Source organism: Enterobacter cloacae complex sp. P12RS, assembly GCF_014895875.1.
Classification (GTDB): domain Bacteria; phylum Pseudomonadota; class Gammaproteobacteria; order Enterobacterales; family Enterobacteriaceae; genus Enterobacter; species Enterobacter bugandensis.
On record NZ_JADBQO010000024.1, the window covers coordinates 82,767 to 103,527 of the forward strand.

General features: G+C 56.7%; 17 protein-coding genes. 12 read left to right on the forward strand and 5 right to left on the reverse strand.

Annotated features, from left to right (window positions below; genetic code table 11):
* Positions 1-3: 3 nt before the first annotated feature.
* On the reverse strand, positions 4-798 hold the full coding sequence (locus tag IM284_RS15060) for a DeoR/GlpR family DNA-binding transcription regulator (protein ID WP_032644939.1): 795 nt from the start codon (positions 796-798) through the stop codon (positions 4-6).
* A gap of 34 nt (positions 799-832) precedes the next feature.
* Positions 833-1,729, reverse strand: a complete 897-nt coding sequence (locus IM284_RS15065) for a sugar kinase (RefSeq protein WP_088204722.1) — start codon at positions 1,727-1,729, stop codon at positions 833-835.
* 155 nt (positions 1,730-1,884) lie between these two features.
* Between IM284_RS15065 and yihU the strand changes: the two genes are divergently transcribed.
* The 7 genes from yihU (at position 1,885) to ompL (ending at position 10,622) form a co-directional block, all read left to right on the forward strand.
* On the forward strand, positions 1,885-2,775 hold the full coding sequence (gene yihU / locus IM284_RS15070; protein ID WP_041911769.1) for a sulfolactaldehyde 3-reductase: 891 nt from the start codon (positions 1,885-1,887) through the stop codon (positions 2,773-2,775).
* 17 nt (positions 2,776-2,792) lie between these two features.
* Positions 2,793-3,668 carry a sulfofructosephosphate aldolase gene (gene yihT / locus IM284_RS15075; RefSeq protein ID WP_047366778.1) on the forward strand — a complete coding sequence of 292 codons (876 nt, stop codon included), beginning with the start codon at positions 2,793-2,795 and terminating at the stop codon, positions 3,666-3,668.
* Between the two features lie 14 nt (positions 3,669-3,682).
* A complete protein-coding gene (gene yihS / locus IM284_RS15080; RefSeq protein ID WP_047366777.1) occupies positions 3,683-4,924 on the forward strand; it encodes a sulfoquinovose isomerase in 1,242 nt (413 codons plus the stop codon).
* Between the two features lie 16 nt (positions 4,925-4,940).
* Entirely contained in the window at positions 4,941-6,965 is a 2,025-nt protein-coding gene (locus IM284_RS15085; protein WP_047366776.1) for an alpha-glucosidase, read from the forward strand.
* A gap of 45 nt (positions 6,966-7,010) precedes the next feature.
* Positions 7,011-8,393 carry an MFS transporter gene (locus IM284_RS15090; RefSeq protein ID WP_022649848.1) on the forward strand — a complete coding sequence of 461 codons (1,383 nt, stop codon included), beginning with the start codon at positions 7,011-7,013 and terminating at the stop codon, positions 8,391-8,393.
* A gap of 43 nt (positions 8,394-8,436) precedes the next feature.
* On the forward strand, positions 8,437-9,861 hold the full coding sequence (locus tag IM284_RS15095; RefSeq protein WP_193055838.1) for an MFS transporter: 1,425 nt from the start codon (positions 8,437-8,439) through the stop codon (positions 9,859-9,861).
* A gap of 74 nt (positions 9,862-9,935) precedes the next feature.
* Complete coding sequence (gene ompL / locus IM284_RS15100) at positions 9,936-10,622, forward strand: porin OmpL (protein WP_045260222.1); 687 nt, start codon at positions 9,936-9,938, stop codon at positions 10,620-10,622.
* Between the two features lie 51 nt (positions 10,623-10,673).
* On the opposite strand, the gene typA is transcribed toward ompL, so the two are convergent.
* On the reverse strand, positions 10,674-12,497 hold the full coding sequence (typA, locus tag IM284_RS15105) for a ribosome-dependent GTPase TypA (RefSeq protein ID WP_028014891.1): 1,824 nt from the start codon (positions 12,495-12,497) through the stop codon (positions 10,674-10,676).
* Positions 12,498-12,875: 378 nt separating this feature from the next.
* On the opposite strand from typA, the gene glnA reads away from it, so the two are divergent.
* The 4 genes from glnA to IM284_RS15125 all read left to right on the forward strand — a co-directional run bounded on the left by glnA (position 12,876) and on the right by IM284_RS15125 (position 17,149).
* Positions 12,876-14,285, forward strand: a complete 1,410-nt coding sequence (glnA, locus tag IM284_RS15110) for a glutamate--ammonia ligase (RefSeq protein ID WP_008501856.1) — start codon at positions 12,876-12,878, stop codon at positions 14,283-14,285.
* 169 nt (positions 14,286-14,454) lie between these two features.
* Entirely contained in the window at positions 14,455-15,504 is a 1,050-nt protein-coding gene (gene glnL / locus IM284_RS15115; RefSeq protein ID WP_014172250.1) for a nitrogen regulation protein NR(II), read from the forward strand.
* 11 nt (positions 15,505-15,515) lie between these two features.
* Positions 15,516-16,928 (forward strand): nitrogen regulation protein NR(I), encoded by a 1,413-nt coding sequence (glnG, locus tag IM284_RS15120; RefSeq protein WP_028014893.1) that lies wholly within the window; start codon positions 15,516-15,518, stop codon positions 16,926-16,928.
* Between the two features lie 110 nt (positions 16,929-17,038).
* Positions 17,039-17,149, forward strand: a complete 111-nt coding sequence (locus IM284_RS15125; protein ID WP_017382667.1) for a YshB family small membrane protein — start codon at positions 17,039-17,041, stop codon at positions 17,147-17,149.
* A 53-nt stretch (positions 17,150-17,202) separates the two neighbouring features.
* On the opposite strand, the gene hemN is transcribed toward IM284_RS15125, so the two are convergent.
* Together hemN and yihI are read right to left on the reverse strand one after the other, a co-directional pair.
* Positions 17,203-18,576: an oxygen-independent coproporphyrinogen III oxidase gene (hemN, locus tag IM284_RS15130; RefSeq protein WP_047366774.1), complete on the reverse strand. Its 1,374-nt coding sequence runs from the start codon at positions 18,574-18,576 to the stop codon at positions 17,203-17,205.
* Positions 18,577-18,764: 188 nt separating this feature from the next.
* Positions 18,765-19,280, reverse strand: coding sequence for a Der GTPase-activating protein YihI (gene yihI, locus IM284_RS15135; RefSeq protein WP_028014895.1), 516 nt, complete (start codon positions 19,278-19,280; stop codon positions 18,765-18,767).
* Between the two features lie 577 nt (positions 19,281-19,857).
* Between yihI and yihA the strand changes: the two genes are divergently transcribed.
* Positions 19,858-20,487: a ribosome biogenesis GTP-binding protein YihA/YsxC gene (yihA, locus tag IM284_RS15140; protein WP_014885764.1), complete on the forward strand. Its 630-nt coding sequence runs from the start codon at positions 19,858-19,860 to the stop codon at positions 20,485-20,487.
* The last annotated feature ends 274 nt before the right edge of the window (positions 20,488-20,761 follow it).

Here is a 20,761-nt window from a genome sequence, read left to right on the forward strand (position 1 = left end):
GCTTCAGGCGATATCATCGCTGGTACAGGCCAGCACCGTTTCAACCTTGCTGGATTTCAGATGATTTTGCAGCGCCGAGCCGGGCATCTCATCGGTGAAAAGAGCCGTTGTCTGCGCCACGTTGCCAATTTCCACCGCGGCGGATGCGTTAAATTTCGTATGATCGGCCGCCAGCAAAATGTGGCGAGAGTGGGCCATCATGGTTTTCACCACGCTGGCTTCATTCACGTCAAACTCCATCATCGCGCCGTCGTGCTCAATCGCCCCGACGCTGGTCACGAGATAGTCCGCCCGAAAACCAGACACAAACGCCGTCGCCGCAGGCCCGATAATGCCGCCGTTGTGCGGGCGCAGCGTGCCGCCCGGCACCATCACTTCAAAGCGCGGGTTCTTATACAGAATATGCGCCACCCGCAGGCTGTTGGTGATGATGCGCAGATGATTATGGTTAAGCAGCGCCCGGGCAACGTGCTCTACGGTCGTGCCGATGGTGATGAAAATAGTTGAGCCGTCGGGAATATAGTCCGCAATCGCCTCTGCAATCGCCCGCTTCTCTTCGGTAAGCGACACTTCGCGCTGTTCGAACGCCGTGTTCACCACGCTGGATGCCCTGCCCGCGCCGCCGTGATGACGCGTGATCAGCCCCTGCTCGCTGAGCTTACGGATATCCCGGCGCACCGTTTGCGTCGACACGTCCAGCAGCTGCGCCAGTTCATCAATGTTCATATAGCCGCGATCGGCAATCAGCGTCAGCAGCTGATCGTGACGCGGGTTGCCGGTCAGTTCGGTAAGGCTCATGGGCTGTCCTCTGAAAACCATCACGCTCCGCATTTTATACAAAAAGTGACAAAAAAGAGCGGGTTTGATCACAGTCGGGTATACCCGCGCGCCCGCCGGGCTTTGTGCATTTCAGGGCTGCGACGGCGCTGGCAAAACGCACGGCGTCTGCGGCGGTGGATTGCTGCCCCAGGCTGAACGCCAGCGCGCCGTGGAAAACGTCGCCCGCGCCGGTGGTATCCACCACGTTCACCTCAAAGCCGGATTGATGACACAAGGCGCCGTTTTCCAGCCAGTAGCAGCCGTCTCGCCCCTGAGTGACATACACATGTCCATTTGTGAGCGTTTGTGCTTTTTTAAGGGCATCTTCTGCTTTATCCAACTGAGTTAGTCGCCGCAGGCCCGGCGCGGAGAAGGCCGCGTGGTCGCTTAAGGCTATCAGCTCCGCGATGTCCTGCGGGGTAACGTCGGCATCAAGCAAAGTAGGAACGCCCTGCTGACGGGCCAGGGTAAACGCCTGTTTTGCCCCGTCATGCCAGCGCACGTCTGCTAAGACAATATCCCACTGGGAAAAGTCGATTTCATGCAGCCAGTCTGCCTCGGCGGGCAGATCGGGGCTGGGGTAGTTGGCAATCACTCGTTCTCCGCCTGCGTCCACCAGCACCGCGGATTGTGACGAGCGGGCACCTTTAAACACGCGTGTATATCGGGTGTTCACCCCCAGGGATTCCAGCTCCGCCAGCAGCCGTCTGCCGGTATCGTCGTCCCCCACCCGGCCAATAAAATCCACTTCCGCACCCAGTTTTGCCGCGGCCACCGCCGCCGTGGCCGCCGGGCCACCGCCCACTTCCGTATAGTCTTTCGCGACATATTTCCCTCCTTCTTTAGGTAAATCATCGAGATACCAGATGCGATCCAGCACGGTAATGCCGACACAAACGATGCGAGTCATGGTGATTCCTTCTGCGATTTCTGATGCCTTCATTTTAATTTCACCAAATGTTTAAAAAGTGACCCGTGTCAATTTTTTGACTATAAATTACAAATACGATCAAAAACAGACAACACAAACGCGCAGAAATTGACACGATGTGACAGGAGAGAGGCATGTCAGCAATCGCATTTATCGGTTTAGGGCAGATGGGCGCGCCAATGGCGAAGAATCTGTTAAAGCAAGGCCACCAGCTTAACGTCTTTGACGTGAACCCGCAGGCGGTTCAGGCGCTGGTGGAGAGCGGCGCACGGGCGGCGGCTACGCCCGCTCAGGCCGCAACGGATGCCGAATTCGTCATCACCATGCTGCCAAACGGCGACCTGGTGCGCAGCGTGCTGTTCGGCGAGCACGGCGTGTGCGAAGGGTTATCCCGCGACGCGCTGGTGATTGATATGTCCACCATCCACCCGCTGCAAACCGACGCGCTGATCCGCGACATGGCTGAGCGCGGCTTCAGCCTGATGGACGTGCCCGTGGGACGCACGTCCGACCATGCCATCGCCGGCACGCTGCTCCTGCTGGCGGGCGGCACCGCGCAGCAGGTGGAACGCGCCACCCCCGTCTTAATGGCGATGGGCAATGAGCTGATTAACGCCGGCGGGCCGGGCATGGGCATCCGCGTGAAGCTCATCAATAACTACATGAGCATCGCCCTGAACGCGCTTTCCGCCGAGGCGGCCGTGCTGTGTGAAGCGCTTGGTCTCTCCTTTGATGTGGCGCTCAAGGTCATGAGCGGTACGCCTGCGGGTAAAGGCCACTTCACCACCTCATGGCCGAACAAGGTGCTGAAAGGCGATCTTTCCCCGGCCTTCATGATCGACCTTGCGCATAAAGATCTGGGGATCGCCCTGGACGTGGCTAACCAGCTCCATGTTCCGATGCCGCTGGGCGCGGCGTCCCGCGAAGTTTACAACCAGGCTCGCGCCGCCGGGCGCGGGCGCGAAGACTGGACGGCCATTCTTGAACAGGTTCGCGCATCTGCCGGGCTGAAAAAATCACACTGATACGAAAGGACTGAGGAATGACGATGTACACCCTGAAAGATATCACCCGACCTTCCGGCGGTTTTGCAATGCTGGCCGTGGATCAGCGCGAAGCGATGCGCCTGATGTTTGCCGCCGCAGGCGCGCCGGTGCCGGTAACCGACCAGCACCTGACGGATTTTAAGGTCAACGCGGCGAAGATTCTGTCGCCGTACGCCTCTGCCATTCTCGTCGACCAGCAGTTCTGCTATCGCCAGATTGTGGAGCAGCAGGCCGTAGCCAACAGCTGCGCGATGATTGTGGCGGCCGACGAGTTTATTCCGGGGAACGGTATTCCGGTCGACAGCGTGGTGATCGACAAAAGCATCGACGCCCAGGCGGTCAAACGCGACGGCGGCAAGGCGCTGAAGCTGCTGGTGCTGTGGCGTAGCGATGAAGATCCGCAGCAGCGCCTGGAGATGGTGAAAGCGTTCAATACGCTGTGCCACGACAACGGGCTGCTGAGCATTATCGAGCCGGTGGTGCGTCCGCCGCGTCGCGGAGCCGAATTTAACCGCGAACAGGCGATTATCGATGCGGCCAAAGAGCTGGGCGACAGCGGTGCCGACCTCTACAAGGTGGAGATGCCGCTGTGCGGCAAGGGCACGCAGCAGGAACTGCTGACGGCCTCGCAGAAGCTGAACGAGAACATCGCCATGCCGTGGGTGATCCTCTCCTCCGGCGTGGACGATAAGCTGTTCCCGCGCGCCGTGAGCGTGGCGATGCAGGCGGGGGCATCGGGCTTTTTAGCCGGTCGCGCCGTCTGGTCCTCGGTGATTGGCCTGCCGGATACCGAGCTGATGCTGCGTGATATTTCCGTACCAAAACTTCAGCGTCTGGGTGAGATCGTCGACGAAATGATGGCTCGCCGTTAAGAAAGGACCCGAACATGAAATGGTTTAACACCCTGAGCCACAACCGCTGGCTCGAACAAGAGACCGACCGCATTCTCGATTTCGGCAAAAACGCCGCCGTACCGACCGGCTTTGGCTGGCTGGGCAATAACGGGCAGGTTCGCAGCGATATGGGCACCCATCTGTGGATCACCGCCCGCATGCTTCACGTGTACGCGGTGGCGGCGAACATGGGCCGTCCCGGCGCGTATGCCCTGGTTGAACACGGCATTCATGCCCTCAACGGCCCGCTGCGCGACAAACAGCACGGCGGCTGGTACGCCTGCGTAAACGATGAGGGCGTCATTGACGCCTCCAAGCAGGGCTATCAGCACTTCTTCGTCCTGCTGGGCGCGGCGAGCGCCGTGACCACCGGACACCCGCAGGCACGCAAGCTGCTGGACGATGCCATCGAGGTGATTGAGCGCTACTTCTGGAGCGAACAGGAGCAAATGTGCCTCGAGTCCTGGGATGAAGCCTTCAGCAAAACGGAAGATTACCGCGGCGGTAACGCCAACATGCACGCCGTGGAAGCCTTCCTGATTGTCTATGACGTGACCCACGACCGCAAATGGCTCGACCGCGCCCTGCGCATCGCCTCGGTGATTATTCACGACGTGGCGCGCAAAGGTGAGTATCGCGTTAACGAGCATTTCGACACCGACTGGAACCCAATCCGCGATTACAACATCGATAACCCTGCTCACCGCTTCCGCGCCTACGGCGGCACGCCGGGGCACTGGATTGAGTGGGGCCGCCTGATGCTGCATCTGCGCGCCGCGCTGGAAGCGCGCTTTGAAACCCCGCCGGAGTGGCTGCTGGAAGATGCAAAAGGCCTGTTCCACGCCACCATCCGCGACGCCTGGGCACCCGACGGCGCCGACGGGTTTGTCTACTCCGTGGGCTGGGACGGCAAGCCTATCGTGCGGGAACGCGTGCGCTGGCCAATCGTCGAGGCGATGGGCACGGCCTATGCCCTCTATACCGTGACCGGCGAGGCGCAGTACGAAGCCTGGTATCAGAAGTGGTGGGATTACTGCATCAAGTACCTGATGGATTACGAAAACGGTTCCTGGTGGCAGGAGCTGGACACCAATAACGAAGTGACCACCAAAGTCTGGGACGGCAAGCAGGATATTTACCATCTGCTGCACTGCCTGGTGATCCCCCGCCTGCCGCTGGCGCCGGGCTTAGCGCCTGCCGTCGCCGCCGGATTGCTGGACAGCCAGGCCAAATAATAAAGACGGAGTTTTTATGCGTACCCTACACAATATTGACCTGAAAAATAACGAACGTGGCTTCACCCTGCGCTGGCAGGATCGCCTGATTTTGTCCCACTCCGAAGAAGCGCCTTGCCTGTGGATCGGCGCAGGCGAGGCCGATATCGAGATGTTTCGCGGCAACTTCAGCATTAAAGACAAGCTCAACGAAAAGATTGCCCTGACGGACGCGACCGTCTCGCAGCAAAGCGCGGGCTGGGCGATCCGCTTTACCCGCGGCGATGCGGTGAGCGCCACGCTGCTGGTGGGCGTGGATGCGGAAGGCCGTTTGGAGCTGAAGCTGAAAAATGATGCTCCCGGCCATAACCGCATCTGGCTGCGGCTGGCGGCGCAGCCGGAAGATCATATCTACGGCTGCGGCGAGCAGTTCTCGTATTTCGATCTGCGCGGCAAGCCGTTCCCGCTGTGGACCAGCGAGCAGGGCGTGGGGCGCAACAAGCAGACCTACGTCACCTGGCAGGCCGACTGCAAAGAGAACGCGGGTGGTGACTACTACTGGACCTTCTTCCCGCAGCCTACCTTCGTGAGCACCCAGAAGTACTACTGCCACGTGGATAACAGCTGCTACATGAACTTTGACTTCAGCGCGCCGGATTTCCACGAGCTGGCGTTCTGGGAAGATAACGCCACGCTGCGCTTCGAATGTGCGGAAACGTACGTCGATCTGCTGGAAAAACTGACCGGCCTGCTGGGACGTCAGCCGGAGCTGCCGGACTGGGTGTACGACGGCGTGACGCTGGGCATCCAGGGCGGCACCGAGGTGTGCCAGCAGAAGCTCGACGCCATGCGCGAGGGCGGCGTGAAGGTGAACGGCATCTGGGCGCAGGACTGGTCCGGCATCCGCATGACCTCCTTCGGCAAACGCGTGATGTGGAACTGGAAGTGGAACAGCGCGCTCTATCCGCAGCTTGATGAGCGGATCGGGCAGTGGAAGCAGGAGGGCGTACAGTTCCTCTCCTATATCAACCCGTACGTGGCCAGCGATAAAGATCTCTGTGAAGAGGCGGCGAAACGCGGCTATCTGACCAAAAACGCCGACGGAGAGGACTACCACGTTGAGTTCGGCGAGTTCTACGCGGGCGTTATCGACCTGACCAACCCGGAAGCCTACGGCTGGTACAAAGAGGTCATTAAAAAGAACCTGATCGAACTGGGCTGCGGCGGCTGGATGGCCGATTTCGGGGAATATCTGCCGACCGATACCTTCCTGCACAACGGCGTGAGCGCGGAGATCATGCATAACGCCTGGCCTGCCCTGTGGGCGAAATGTAACTACGAAGCGCTTCAGGAAACCGGCAAGCTCGGGGAGATCCTGTTCTTCATGCGCGCGGGCTACACCGGCAGCCAGAAGCACTCGGTGATGATGTGGGCGGGGGATCAGAACGTTGACTGGAGCCTGGATGACGGTCTGGCGTCCGTCATCCCTGCGGCGCTGTCGCTGGCGATGACCGGGCACGGCCTGCACCACAGCGACATCGGCGGCTATACCACCCTGTTCGAGATGAAGCGCAGCAAGGAGCTGCTGCTGCGCTGGTGCGACTTCAGCGCCTTTACGCCGATGATGCGTACCCACGAGGGCAACCGCCCTGGCGACAACTGGCAGTTCGACGGCGATGCGGAAACCATCGCGCACTTCGCGCGCATGACCACCGTGTTCACCACCCTGAAGCCGTACATCAAAGCTGCGGTTGCGCAGAACGCGAAAAGCGGCCTGCCGGTGATGCGTCCGCTGTTCCTGCACTATGAGGACGACGCGCGCGCCTACACGCTGAAATACCAGTACCTGTTTGGCCGCGATCTGCTGGTGGCACCGGTTCATGAAGAGGGCCGCCGGGACTGGTCGCTCTATCTGCCGCAGGACAGCTGGGTCAATGCGTGGACGGGGGAAATCTGCCAGGGCGGTGACGTGACCGTTGATGCCCCGATCGGCAAGCCGCCGGTCTTCTATCGCCAGCACAGCGAATGGGCAGATCTGTTTAGCACCTTACGTGATATCTGATAAGGCTCGCCCGCAGGGAAACCTGCGGGCAGACGGAGAACAATAATGAGTCAACATACTTCCGATCCGGCAACCCTACGCCTGCCGTTTAAAGAAAAACTCGCCTACGGGATGGGCGATCTCGGCTCTAACATCCTGCTGGATATCGGCACGCTCTATTTGCTGAAGTTTTACACCGACGTGCTGGGGCTGCCCGGCACCTACGGCGGGATTATCTTCCTGATTGCGAAGTTTTTTACCGCCTTCACCGATATGGGCACCGGGATCATGCTCGACTCCCGGCGCAAGATTGGCCCGAAAGGGAAATTCCGCCCGTTCGTGCTGTACGCGGCGTTCCCGGTGACGCTGCTGGCGATTGCCAACTTCGTCGGCACGCCGTTTGAGATGACCGGCAAAACGGTGATGGCGACGGTGCTGTTCATGCTGTACGGCCTGTTCTTCAGCATGATGAACTGCTCTTACGGCGCGATGGTGCCCGCCATCACCAAAAACCCGGACGAGCGCGCCTCGCTGGCGGCCTGGCGTCAGGGCGGCGCCACGCTCGGCCTGCTGCTCTGTACGGTGGGTTTTGTTCCGGTGATGAACCTGATTGAAGGCAATGACCAGCTTGGCTATATCTTTGCCGCCACCCTCTTCTCGCTGTTCGGGCTGTTCTTTATGTGGTGGTGCTATAAGGGCGTTACCGAGCGTTACGTCGAGACGCAGCCCGCTAACCCGGCGCAAAAGCCGGGGCTGCTGCAGTCGTTTCGCGCCATTGCCGGGAACCGTCCGCTGTTTATCCTGTGTATCGCGAACCTGTGCACGCTGGGCGCCTTTAACGTTAAGCTCGCTATTCAGGTCTACTACACGCAGTACGTGCTGAACGACCCGATCCTGCTGTCGTACATGGGCTTCTTCAGCATGGGCTGTATTTTTATCGGCGTCTTTATGATGCCCGGCGCGGTGCGGCGCTTCGGCAAGAAAAAGGTCTACATCAGCGGGCTGGCAATTTGGGTGGCGGGCGACCTGCTCAACTACTTCTTCGGCGGCGGCTCGGTGAGCTTTGTGGCGTTTTCCTGCCTGGCATTCTTCGGTTCCGCGTTCGTGAACAGTCTGAACTGGGCGCTGGTATCCGATACCGTGGAATACGGCGAGTGGCGCACCGGCGTGCGCTCCGAGGGAACGGTCTACACCGGCTTTACCTTCTTCAGGAAGGTATCCCAGGCGCTGGCCGGCTTCTTCCCGGGGATCATGCTCACCCAGATCGGCTACGTACCGAACGTGGTGCAGTCCGCCGGGACGGTTGAAGGGCTGCGGCAGCTGATATTTATCTACCCGAGCCTGCTGGCGGTCATCACCATCGTGGCGATGGGCTGCTTCTACAACCTCAACGAGAAGATGTATGTGCGCATCGTGGAAGAGATCGAACTGCGCAAACGTACGGCCTAAATGACGTGATAGAGCGCCCTGCGGGGCGCTCTGAGGATCGACCATGACATACAATACTGATCCGTTAACCCTGAAATTGAGCCTGCGAGAGAAGTGCGCCTACGGGATGGGCGATTTTGGCTCGAATCTGATGCTGTGTATTGGCACGCTGTACCTGCTGAAGTTTTACACTGATGAACTGGGGATGCCCGCGTTCTACGGCGGCATTATTTTCCTGGTGGCGAAGTTTTTTACCGCGTTCACCGACATGCTGACCGGGGTGCTGCTGGATTCCCGGCGTAACATTGGCCCGAGGGGGAAGTTCCGGCCATTCATACTTTACGCCTCCGTCCCGGTGGCGCTGGTCGCGACGGCGCAGTTTATGGCTAACGACTTTAGCCTGACGGTCAAAACGGCCATCGCCACCGTTCTCTTCATGATGTTTGGGCTCTGCTACAGCCTGATGAACTGCGCCTACGGTGCGATGGTCCCTGCCATCACCAAAAACCCGAACGAGCGCGCGCAGCTTGCCGCGTGGCGTCAGGGCGGCGCAACGGTGGGGCTGTTGCTCTGCACCGTCGGCTTTATGCCCATTCAGGCGCTGTTCGTCCACCAGCCCTCCCTCGGCTATCTGGTGGCTGCGCTGGTGTTCGTCACCGGCGGCCTGTTCTGCATGTGGTGGTGCTACAGCGGGGTGAAAGAGCGCTATGTCGAGATAACGCCCGATCACCATAAGCCCGGCATTCTGAAATCGTTCTGCGCGATTTTTCGCAATCCGCCGCTGCTGGTGCTGTGCATTGCCAACCTGTGTACTCTCGCTGCGTTCAACATCAAGCTGGCGATTCAGGTCTATTACACCCAGTACGTGCTAAACGACCTGCATCTGCTGTCGTGGATGGGCTTTTTCAGCATGGGCTGCATTCTGATTGGCGTGTTTCTGGTACCCGGCGCGGTGAAGCGCTTTGGCAAGAAGCCGGTCTATCTGGGCGGACTGGCGCTGTGGGCGGTGGGCGACGTGCTGAACTTCTTCTGGGGAACCAGCTCCCTGCTGTTCGTGCTCTTTTCCTGCATGGCCTTTTTCGGCACCGCGTTTGTGAACAGCCTGAACTGGGCGCTGGTGCCGGATACCGTTGATTACGGCGAGTGGAAAACCGGCATCCGCGCCGAGGGATCGGTTTACACCGGCTACACCTTCTCGCGCAAAATCTCCGCCGCTCTCGCCGGCTTCCTGCCCGGCATCATGCTGACCCAGATCGGCTACGTTCCTCACGCCGTGCAGAGCGCGGGCACGCTGCTGGGTTTGCGTCAGCTTATTTTCCTCTGGCCGTGCGCCCTGGCAATCGTCGCCGCCGTGACCATGGGGCTGTTTTATAAACTCAACGAAGCGCGCTTCGCCTTTATCATCGAGGAGATTGGAAAACGGAAAAAACAGTCAGCGAATACCCCTGAGATAACACCCAACAATAAAGCGTCAGCAGTCACTTTATAACAATAAATTCGGCCCGTATTTCCTTCCTGTTCATCAGGAGGGAGGCCTTTCTGTACCTGATACATGGACAAATTATGAAAAGAATCATCACTGTACTGATCGTGTCGTCTGTGTCCTGTCCGGTATTCGCCGGGGCATATGTTGAAACCCGTGAAGCCTACAATACGGCCTCTGAGCTGCATGAAGTGATCCTGCGTGCCGGCTATAACTTCGATATGGGCGCGGGGTTGATGTTCACCAACGCCTACAACGTGGGGAGGTGGGATGAGCTCAAGCACAGCTATAACGAAATAGAGGGGTGGTATCCGCTCTTTAAACCGACGGACAAACTCACCTTCCAGCCGGGCGGGTTGATCAACGACAGCAGCGCCGGTTCGGGTGGCGCGGTTTATTTAGATACCAACTATAAATTCACGGACGGGTTTAATCTGACGTTCCGCTATCGCTATAACCATAACAATTACGATACGCCGGACTATAACGGGCAGATGGATAAGAACGACACGCACGAATTCGCCAACTACTGGAATTTCAAGGTGACGGATGCGTTTTTCTATACCTTTGAGCCGCACTTTTTCCAGCGGATAAATGATTACCACAGCAAAAATGGCAAAGACCATCACTGGGAAATTACCAACAAGTTCAGCTATAAGATCGACAGAAACTGGCTGCCGTACCTCGAACTCCAGTGGCTGGACAGATGGAATGATTACAACCGCGAGCAGTACAGGATCCGCCTGGGGTTACGTTATTCGTTCTAATAAAAAAGCCGCTGATTTCTCAGCGGCTTTTTTTACTTCGGATTGACCGTATTAGTCTTCTTTCGCACCGCGCATAGCACGTTTACGATCGTTCTCGGTCAGGTGACGTTTACGGATACGAATTGACTGTGGAGTCACTTCTACCAGTTCGTCATCATCGATGAACTCCAGAGCCTGCTCCAGGGTCATCTTGATCGGTGGAACCAGAACCGTTGCTTCGTCAGTACCGGACGCACGCATGTTGGTCAGTTTCTTACCGGTCAGGCAGTTTACCGTCAGGTCGTTAGAACGGCTGTGAATACCGATGATCTGGCCTTCGTAAACTTCAGCACCGTGACCCAGGAACAGCTTACCGCGATCCTGCAGACCGAACAGCGCAAATGCAACCGCTTTACCCTGACCGTTGGAGATCAGTACGCCGTTGTTACGCTGGCCCACTTCGCCCGGACGAACATCGTCGTAGTGGCTGAAGGTGGAGTACAGCAGGCCGGTACCGGAGGTCATGGTCATGAACTCAGAACGGAAGCCGATCAGGCCACGGCTTGGGATCACGTAGTCGAGACGTACGCGGCCTTTGCCATCTGGATTCATGTTTTTCAGGTCGCCTTTACGCTCGCCCAGCGCCTGCATCACGGAACCCTGGTGCTGCTCTTCTACGTCCAGCGTTACGTTTTCGAACGGCTCTTGTTTACGGCCATCGATTTCACGGAAGATTACTTTCGGACGGGAAACCGCCATCTCGAAACCTTCACGACGCATGTTTTCGATCAGAACAGACAGGTGCAGCTCACCACGACCGGAAACGCGGAATGCATCAGCGTCTTCGGTTTCTTCAACGCGCAGCGCAACGTTGTGCACCAGCTCTTTGTTCAGGCGGTCAAGGATCTGACGAGAGGTAACGAACTTACCTTCTTTACCACAGAACGGAGAGGTGTTGACGTTGAAGAACATGGATACGGTTGGTTCATCAACGGACAGGGCTGGCAGCGCTTCGACGTTCTGCGGATCGCAGATGGTGTCGGAGATGTTCAGTTCACCCAGACCGGTGATCGCGATGATGTCGCCCGCTTCAGCGATGTCGCTCTCGATACGCTCAAGACCCAGGTGAGTCAGGACTTTACCGACTTTACCGTTACGGGTTTTGCCTTCGCTATCGATGATAGTGACCTGCTGGTTAGGCTTCACTTTGCCGCGCTTGATACGGCCAATGCCGATTACGCCAACGTAGTTGTTGTAGTCGAGCTGGGAGATCTGCATCTGCAGGGTGCCTTCCAGGTCAACGTTTGGCGCAGGCACACGGTCAACAATCGCCTGATACAGCGGGGTCATGTCTTCAGCCATGTCTTCGTGGTCCAGACCTGCGATACCGTTCAACGCAGAGGCGTAAACGATAGGGAAGTCCAGCTGCTCGTCGGTCGCGTCGAGGTTAACGAACAGGTCGAAGACCTGGTCAACAACCCAGTCAGGACGCGCGCCAGGGCGGTCAACTTTGTTGATAACAACGATTGGCTTCAGACCATGGGCAAAAGCTTTTTTGGTCACGAAGCGCGTCTGTGGCATTGGGCCATCCATTGCGTCAACGACCAGCAGAACGGAGTCTACCATGGACATTACACGTTCAACTTCACCACCGAAGTCGGCGTGCCCTGGGGTATCAACGATGTTGATACGGTAGTCATTCCATTTAATCGCGGTGTTTTTCGCGAGGATGGTAATCCCACGCTCTTTCTCCAAATCGTTGGAGTCCATCACGCGTTCTTGGGTTTCGGCACGCGCATCAAACGTACCGGATTGCTGCAGCAGCTTATCAACCAGGGTAGTTTTACCATGGTCAACGTGCGCGATGATGGCGATGTTACGCAAATTTTCGATCACAACTTTGCCTCAGGCATTTAGAAATAGCGCGTTATTGTACACGGATTAATCGCACTACAAAACAGGATCACAAACATCCCCCGCAAACAAGTATTGCAGAGATGCTTTGTGATCGCTTTCACGGAGCGGTAAAAGGGCACTTTAACGTAAATTGCACCAATATGGTGCTTAATGTTCACATTGAAGCACTATGCTGGTGCAACAAATCCATCATGGTGCAGCCCTTTTGCACTATGGTGCGCATGATAACGCCTTTTTGGGGTGTTTTAAAAGTTGGCACAGATTTCGCTTTATAAAAAATACATGGCAACAGCCAGTACCAACAGAAATTGAAGACCTCGTTACCACGACGACAATGACCAATCTGGAGAGTTAAGTATGTCCGCTGAACACGTTTTGACGATGCTGAACGAACATGAAGTGAAGTTTGTTGATCTGCGCTTCACCGATACCAAAGGTAAAGAACAGCACGTCACAATCCCTGCTCATCAGGTGAACGCCGAATTCTTTGAAGAAGGCAAAATGTTTGACGGCTCCTCCATTGGTGGCTGGAAAGGCATTAACGAATCCGACATGGTTCTGATGCCAGACGCAACCACTGCGGTCATTGATCCGTTCTTCGAAGAACCAACCCTGATCATCCGCTGCGACATCCTCGAGCCAGGCACGCTGCAGGGCTACGACCGCGACCCACGTTCTATCGCAAAACGCGCTGAAGAGTACCTGCGTTCTACCGGCATCGCGGACACCGTTCTGTTCGGGCCAGAGCCAGAGTTCTTCCTGTTCGACGACATCCGCTTCGGTGCCTCTATTTCTGGCTCCCACGTGGCTATCGACGACATCGAAGGCGCATGGAACTCTTCCACCAAATACGAAGGTGGTAACAAAGGTCACCGTCCTGGTGTGAAAGGCGGTTACTTCCCGGTTCCTCCGGTCGACTCTGCGCAGGACATCCGTTCCACCATGTGCCTGGTGATGGAAGAGATGGGCCTGGTTGTTGAAGCGCACCACCACGAAGTGGCGACTGCAGGTCAGAACGAAGTGGCAACCCGCTTCAACACCATGACCAAAAAAGCGGACGAAATTCAGATCTACAAATACGTTGTGCACAACGTTGCGCACCGTTTCGGTAAAACCGCGACCTTCATGCCAAAACCAATGTTTGGCGACAACGGTTCCGGTATGCACTGCCACATGTCTCTGTCCAAGAACGGTACCAACCTGTTCTCTGGCGACAAATATGCCGGTCTGTCCGAGCAGGCGCTGTATTACATCGGTGGTGTTATCAAACACGCTAAAGCGATCAACGCCCTGGCGAACCCAACCACTAACTCCTACAAGCGTCTGGTCCCGGGCTACGAAGCGCCAGTCATGCTGGCCTACTCTGCGCGTAACCGTTCTGCTTCCATCCGTATCCCGGTGGTGGCGTCTCCAAAAGCGCGTCGTATCGAAGTGCGCTTCCCGGACCCAGCGGCTAACCCATACCTGTGCTTCGCAGCGCTGCTGATGGCCGGTCTGGACGGTATCAAGAACAAGATCCACCCAGGCGAAGCGATGGACAAAAACCTGTACGACCTGCCGCCAGAAGAAGCGAAAGAGATCCCACAGGTTGCTGGCTCTCTGGAAGAAGCCCTGCAGGCTCTGGATGCAGACCGCGAGTTCCTGACTGCGGGTGGCGTATTCACTGACGACGCTATCGATGCTTACATCGCCCTGCGTACTGAAGAGAACGACCGCGTGCGCATGACTCCGCATCCGGTTGAGTTCGAACTGTACTACAGCGTTTAATTTAGTTGTTTTACCCGGCGTCAAAAGCGCCGGGGGTAGTTGCCGTGGAAACTTTTAGCCCATCTCCGGATGGGCTTTTTTCTCCACCAACAACCTGATCTCACGCGCTTTTTACGCCGAAACCGCTATACTGCACTAAAACAGTGCAACGACTCCAGGAGACTGCTGAATGGCAACTGGCACGCTGCCCGATGCTGGGCAGATCCTCAATTCTTTGATTAACAGCATCCTGCTGGTCGACGACGAGCTGGCCGTCCATTACGCCAACCCGGCGGCGCAACAGCTGCTCGCCCAGAGCTCGCGCAAACTGTTTGGCACCCCGCTTCCTGAGTTGTTGAGCTATTTCTCGCTGAATATTGGCCTGATGCAGGAGAGTTTGCAGGCCGGTCAGGGGTTCACCGATAACGAAGTCACGCTGGTGATCGACGGACGTTCACATATTCTTTCCCTTACCGCGCAACGTTTGCCGGAAGGACTGATCCTGCTGGAAATGGCGCCGATGGATAATCAGCGTCGCCTGAGCCAGGAGCAGCTTCAGCATGCGCAGCAAATTGCCGCCCGTGACCTGGTGCGCGGTCTGGCGCATGAAATCAAAAACCCGCTGGGTGGGTTACGCGGCGCGGCGCAGCTTCTGACCAAAGCCCTGCCCGACCCTGCGCTGGCGGAATATACCAACGTCATCATTGAGCAGGCGGACCGCCTGCGTAACCTGGTCGATCGCCTGCTCGGGCCGCAGCAGCCGGGTATGCACGTTTCAGAAAGCATTCATAAAGTCGCTGAACGGGTGGTGAAGCTCGTCTCCATGGAGCTGCCGGAGAACGTCACGCTGGTGCGTGATTACGACCCAAGCCTGCCGGAACTGGCGCATGACCCGGACCAGATTGAGCAGGTTCTGCTGAATATTGTGCGCAATGCCCTGCAGGCGCTGGGGCCGGAAGGCGGCGAGATTATTTTACGCACCCGCACCGCCTTCCAGCTCACGCTGCACGGCGTGCGCTATCGTCTGGCGGCACGCATCGACGTTGAGGATAACGGGCCTGGCATTCCTTCTCATCTGCAGGACACCCTGTTCTACCCAATGGTAAGCGGGCGCGAAGGCGGTACGGGACTGGGCTTATCTATCGCCCGCAGCTTGATCGATCAGCACTCCGGAAAAATTGAATTTACCAGTTGGCCGGGACATACCGAGTTTTCGGTTTTCCTGCCGATTAAAAAATAAAGGTGACGTTTATGCAACGAGGGATAGTCTGGGTAGTCGATGACGATAGCTCCATCCGTTGGGTGCTTGAACGCGCGCTCACAGGGGCAGGTTTAAGCTGCACGACGTTTGAGAGCGGCAGCGAGGTGCTCGACGCACTCACCACCAAAACGCCGGACGTTCTGCTGTCGGATATTCGCATGCCGGGCATGGACGGGCTGGCGCTGTTAAAGCAGATCAAACAGCGCCATCCTATGCTTCCGGTCATCATAATGACGGCTCATTCCGACCTGGATGCCGCGGTGAGCGCCTATCAGCAAGGGGCGTTCGATTACCTGCCCAAACCGTTTGATATCGACGAAGCGGTGGCGCTGGTTGAGCGCGCGATTAGCCACTACCAGGAGCAACAACAGCCGCGCCACGCACCCGATTTTGGGCCAACCACTGACATCATCGGCGAAGCGCCGGCGATGCAGGACGTGTTTCGCATTATTGGCCGTCTGTCCCGCTCGTCCATCAGCGTGTTGATTAACGGGGAATCGGGTACAGGTAAAGAGCTGGTGGCGCATGCGTTACATCGCCACAGCCCGCGGGCAAAAGCGCCGTTTATCGCCCTGAACATGGCGGCGATCCCGAAGGATTTGATTGAGTCCGAGCTGTTCGGCCACGAAAAAGGGGCGTTTACCGGCGCGAATACCATTCGCCAGGGGCGCTTTGAGCAGGCTGACGGCGGCACGCTGTTCCTGGACGAGATCGGCGATATGCCGCTGGACGTTCAAACTCGCCTGCTGCGCGTGCTGGCCGACGGGCAGTTTTACCGCGTGGGCGGCTATGCGCCGGTGAAGGTGGACGTGCGTATTATCGCCGCGACGCACCAGAACCTGGAGCTGCGCGTGCAGGAGGGCAAATTCCGTGAGGATTTATTCCATCGCCTGAATGTGATCCGCGTCCACCTGCCGCCGCTGCGCGAGCGTCGGGAAGATATCCCGCGCCTGGCGCGTCATTTCCTGCAGGTGGCGGCCCGCGAGCTGGGCGTGGAAGCCAAGCAGCTTCACCCGGAAACCGATGCCGCCCTCACCCGTCTGGCGTGGCCGGGCAACGTACGCCAGCTGGAAAACACCTGCCGCTGGCTGACCGTGATGGCCGCCGGCCAGGAAGTGTTGATTCAGGATCTCCCTGCCGAACTGTTTGAGGCCACCGCGCCCGAAAGCAGCACCGGGCACGCGCTTCCAGACAGCTGGGCAACGCTGCTGGCGCAGTGGGCCGACCGCGCGCTGCGTTCCGGTCATCAAAACCTGCTGTCTGAGGCTCAGCCAGAGATGGAGCGTACGCTGTTGACCACCGCGCTTCGTCATACGCAGGGCCATAAGCAGGAAGCGGCGCGCCTGCTGGGATGGGGACGTAATACCCTGACGCGCAAGCTGAAAGAGCTGGGAATGGAGTGATCGTACACCGCTGTGTAAAGGTTATTAATTGAGCGCAAATTGCCGTTATTTTGCGCTTTACTGTTCCGATGAGTTTTGTATGATCGTGCCCGGAAATTGGGGGAACCATCATGCTGGAATCATTAGTGACTTTACTGTCGAGCGGAGCAGCTGAAAGCCACACGCCGCAAACCGCTGTTGCTGCGGTATTATGTGCGGCGCTGGTTGGGCTGTTTAGCTAGCAGGTTGAAATGTAAAAGCCGGGTAATGGCTTCGCCTTACCCGGCTTTGCACCTTAAATCACCCGTGAAAACTGCTGCATACGCGCCTTCTGGCGCAGATACGCGTCAAAGCACATGCAGATATTACGGATCAACAGACGCCCTTTCGGCGTGACCTCAATCGCGTTCTCCGACACATCCACCAGCCCGTCTTTCGCCAGCGGCGCAATCAGCTTCAGGTCTTCCGCAAAATATTCGCTGAATGTCAGATCCCACTGTGCTTCCACGTCGCTAAAGTCGAGACGGAAGTTGCAGATAAGCGCCTTAATCACATCACGACGAATGCAGTCGTCACGGGTCAGCGCGATGCCGCGCCATAGCGCGTTGCCGGTTGCATCAACCTGCTGGTAGTAGAGCTTCAGCTCTTTCTGGTTCTGCGCGTAGCAATCACCGATCATGCTGATGGCGGAGACACCCATGCCGAGCAGATCGGTATCGCCCTGAGTGGTGTAACCCTGGAAGTTGCGGTGCAGAACGCCGTCACGCTGGGCAATCGCCAGCTCGTCATCCGGACGGGCAAAGTGATCCATGCCGATAAATTGATAGCCGCTCTCGGTCAGAGAGGTGATTGTTTCCTGCAGGATATCCAGCTTCTGCTGGGCAGAAGGCAGATCGGCATCTTTGATTTTGCGCTGGGCGGCGAATAGCGTCGGCAGGTGCGCATAGTTAAAGACGCTCAGGCGGTCCGGGCTAAGTTCAGCCACGCGCTTCAGCGTGAAGGCGAAGCTCTCCGGCGTCTGCTTTGGCAGGCCGTAAATCAGGTCGATGTTGGTCGAGGTAAAGCCGATGTCACGCGCGTGGTTGAGTAAGGCGAAGATAAATTCCTCGTCCTGCTCACGGTTGACCAGACGCTGCACCTCTTTATTGAAATCCTGCACGCCCATGCTCAGACGATTAAAGCCTTCGGCGCGTAAGTGATCCAGTACATCCAGCTCAATTTCACGCGGATCGACTTCGATCGAGATTTCAGCGTCGTCGTTAAAATTGAAATTTCCGCGCAGCAGCGTCATCAGGCGGCTTATTTGCGCCTTATTGAGATACGTTGGCGTGCCGCCCCCCCAGTGAAGCTGGCTGACGTGACGCCCTTTAAAAAGCGGTGCGCGGTGCACAATTTCCTGTTCGAGCGCATCGAGGTATTGGTCGGCTTTATGCTGCTGACGGGTCACGATTTTATTGCAGCCGCAGAAGTAGCAGAGCTTATGACAGAACGGAATATGGACGTAGAGCGACAGCGGACGCTCTGGATAGCGCGCGACGGCCTGCTGAAAATCCGCCTCGCCGAAGGCATCGGAGAACTCCAGCGCGGTGGGGTATGAGGTATAACGCGGCCCGGAATAGTTATACTTCTGGATTAGGGCCAAATCCCAGTCGATAGTTGGTGCTGACATGCTCACTCCTTCCGTTGGTGTCGCGTTCGTATACGGCGGCCCGTTCTGGCCCCATCGCGGGCCATCATTCGGGTGCGCAGCCACTTCTGTCGCCGCGACAACCGCCGTAGTTTAACGAATAACCACACCAGATAACATATAACCGGAAGGGTTATAAGCAGGACTATCGTGCCTGCCGGGTGCAAATGTTAGTTTCCACCTTTCAGAAGACGCATCATATCTTCCTGCTTTTCTTCTTCCTCTTCGTCGTCTTCGTCATCGTAAGACAGACCCAGCTTCTGCATCAGCTCATCAATGCGGTCCAGTTTGGCATCTACCCATGACTGCTCTTCGGCGGTCAGGGTTTCACCCTCTTCAAGACGTTCCAGCAGCGCGTCCAGGCGCTCATCGTTCTCCAGCATATCCAGCTCAGCCTGCGGTGAAAGCATAGGTTTCTCGCTCTTTGGTTTGTGCTGCTTAGTGACCGGGGTGTCTGTCACGCCCAGTGGAATGGGAGTTTTACTGCCGATACGAGGGTCTTTCTGCTGTTTGCCTTTTGCAGAAGCGCCCGCTGCACCACCGCCGTTGGCACGGCTACCCGCAGCATGGCCACGATGCTTCTTATCGCGTTTGCGATCGCGCGCTTCCTGGTTTAGTTCTTCGCGCGTTTTGCGGCGTGCTTTTGCAGGGCGTTTCGCGCCCGCAGCGGAGGTTGGTTTTTTCATGATGTTTTATCTTAAAGTCGTTTTCTTCAGTATAGAATTGCGGCGAAATCTAGCAGAAAGCAAGCAAAGAAAAAAGGCGACAGAGCAATCTGTCGCCTTTTTTCCTGACTCACAACCCTTAACGGGTCAGACATTCCATGTTTACCAACAACACACCCTGTTTATCCTTTGGCTGATACCGTCCGTGTATGGTTCCATTTCCTGTTAAAACGCCTCCAGGCGCTGGTCGTCCTGACTATCCTGCGTCTTCGCCTCCTGGCGCTCCTGACCCTAATCCTTAAGTCGATTTCCTGTTGGCTTCCTCGCCTTGCCGCATACTTTACCTTGTTCCGTTAAACTAACAAGCAACGAAACGGTACAAATACGGATTTTCAGATAATTACCTGGAAATAAGATTATGATTTAAAACAGTTTGCATTTTTTGACGCCTGCGAATTCTCTGAAATCTCCCATAGCAACATTAGCCGATCTCTTACAGCCGTTTGGGCATTCGCCTGCAAGCCTCGTGCAATGAGAAAAGCCTTTTGCCCGCATTCGGGTATAATCCCTCCAGATTACGATTTTTGGAGACGACCACGTGACTACCTGGAACTACCAACAGACGCATTTTGTCACCAGTGCGCCCGATATTCGCCACCTGCCTTCTGATACCGGTATTGAAGTGGCATTTGCTGGCCGCTCAAATGCGGGGAAATCCAGCGCCCTGAATACGCTGACCAATCAGAAAAACCTGGCGCGTACCTCAAAAACACCTGGCCGTACCCAGCTGATTAACCTCTTTGAAGTGGCTGAAGGCAAACGCCTCGTAGACTTGCCGGGATACGGTTATGCGCAGGTGCCTGAAGAGATGAAGATCAAGTGGCAGCGTGCGCTGGGCGAATACCTGGAAAAGCGCATGTGCCTGAAAGGTCTTGTGGTGCTGATGGATATTCGTCACCCGCTAAAGGATCTCGATCAGCAGATGATCGACTGGGCCGTAGCAAGCGATATTGCCGTGCTGGTGCTGCTGACGAAAGCCGACAAGCTGGCAAGCGGCGCGCGTAAAGCGCAGGTGAATATGGTTCGCGAAGCGGTACTGGCCTTCAATGGCGATGTACAGGTTGAGCCTTTCTCTTCGCTGAAAAAACAGGGCGTGGACAAGCTGCGTCAGAAGCTCGACAGCTGGTTTAACGAGCTGGAACCCGCGACGGAAGCGGAAGAAGAGTAATACCGAGCGCGGCGATGTCCGCGCTTTTTTTTGCCCGAACTTTTCTTTGCCGCAATAAAAAACGCCCCAGTCATTACTGACTGGGGCGGCTAAAATATTCAGCCAAATCCGATTACGTGAAGTAAAAGGTCTGAAAGATAGAACATCTTACCTCTGTACCCTACGTCGATAACTCTACCCCTTTTTTTGCTGTAGAAAAAGCACTTTTTGTAGTTTTTTTTCATTCTTTACATAGGGAATTCTAATGATCGTCACAAAACGCGCGTTGTTATGT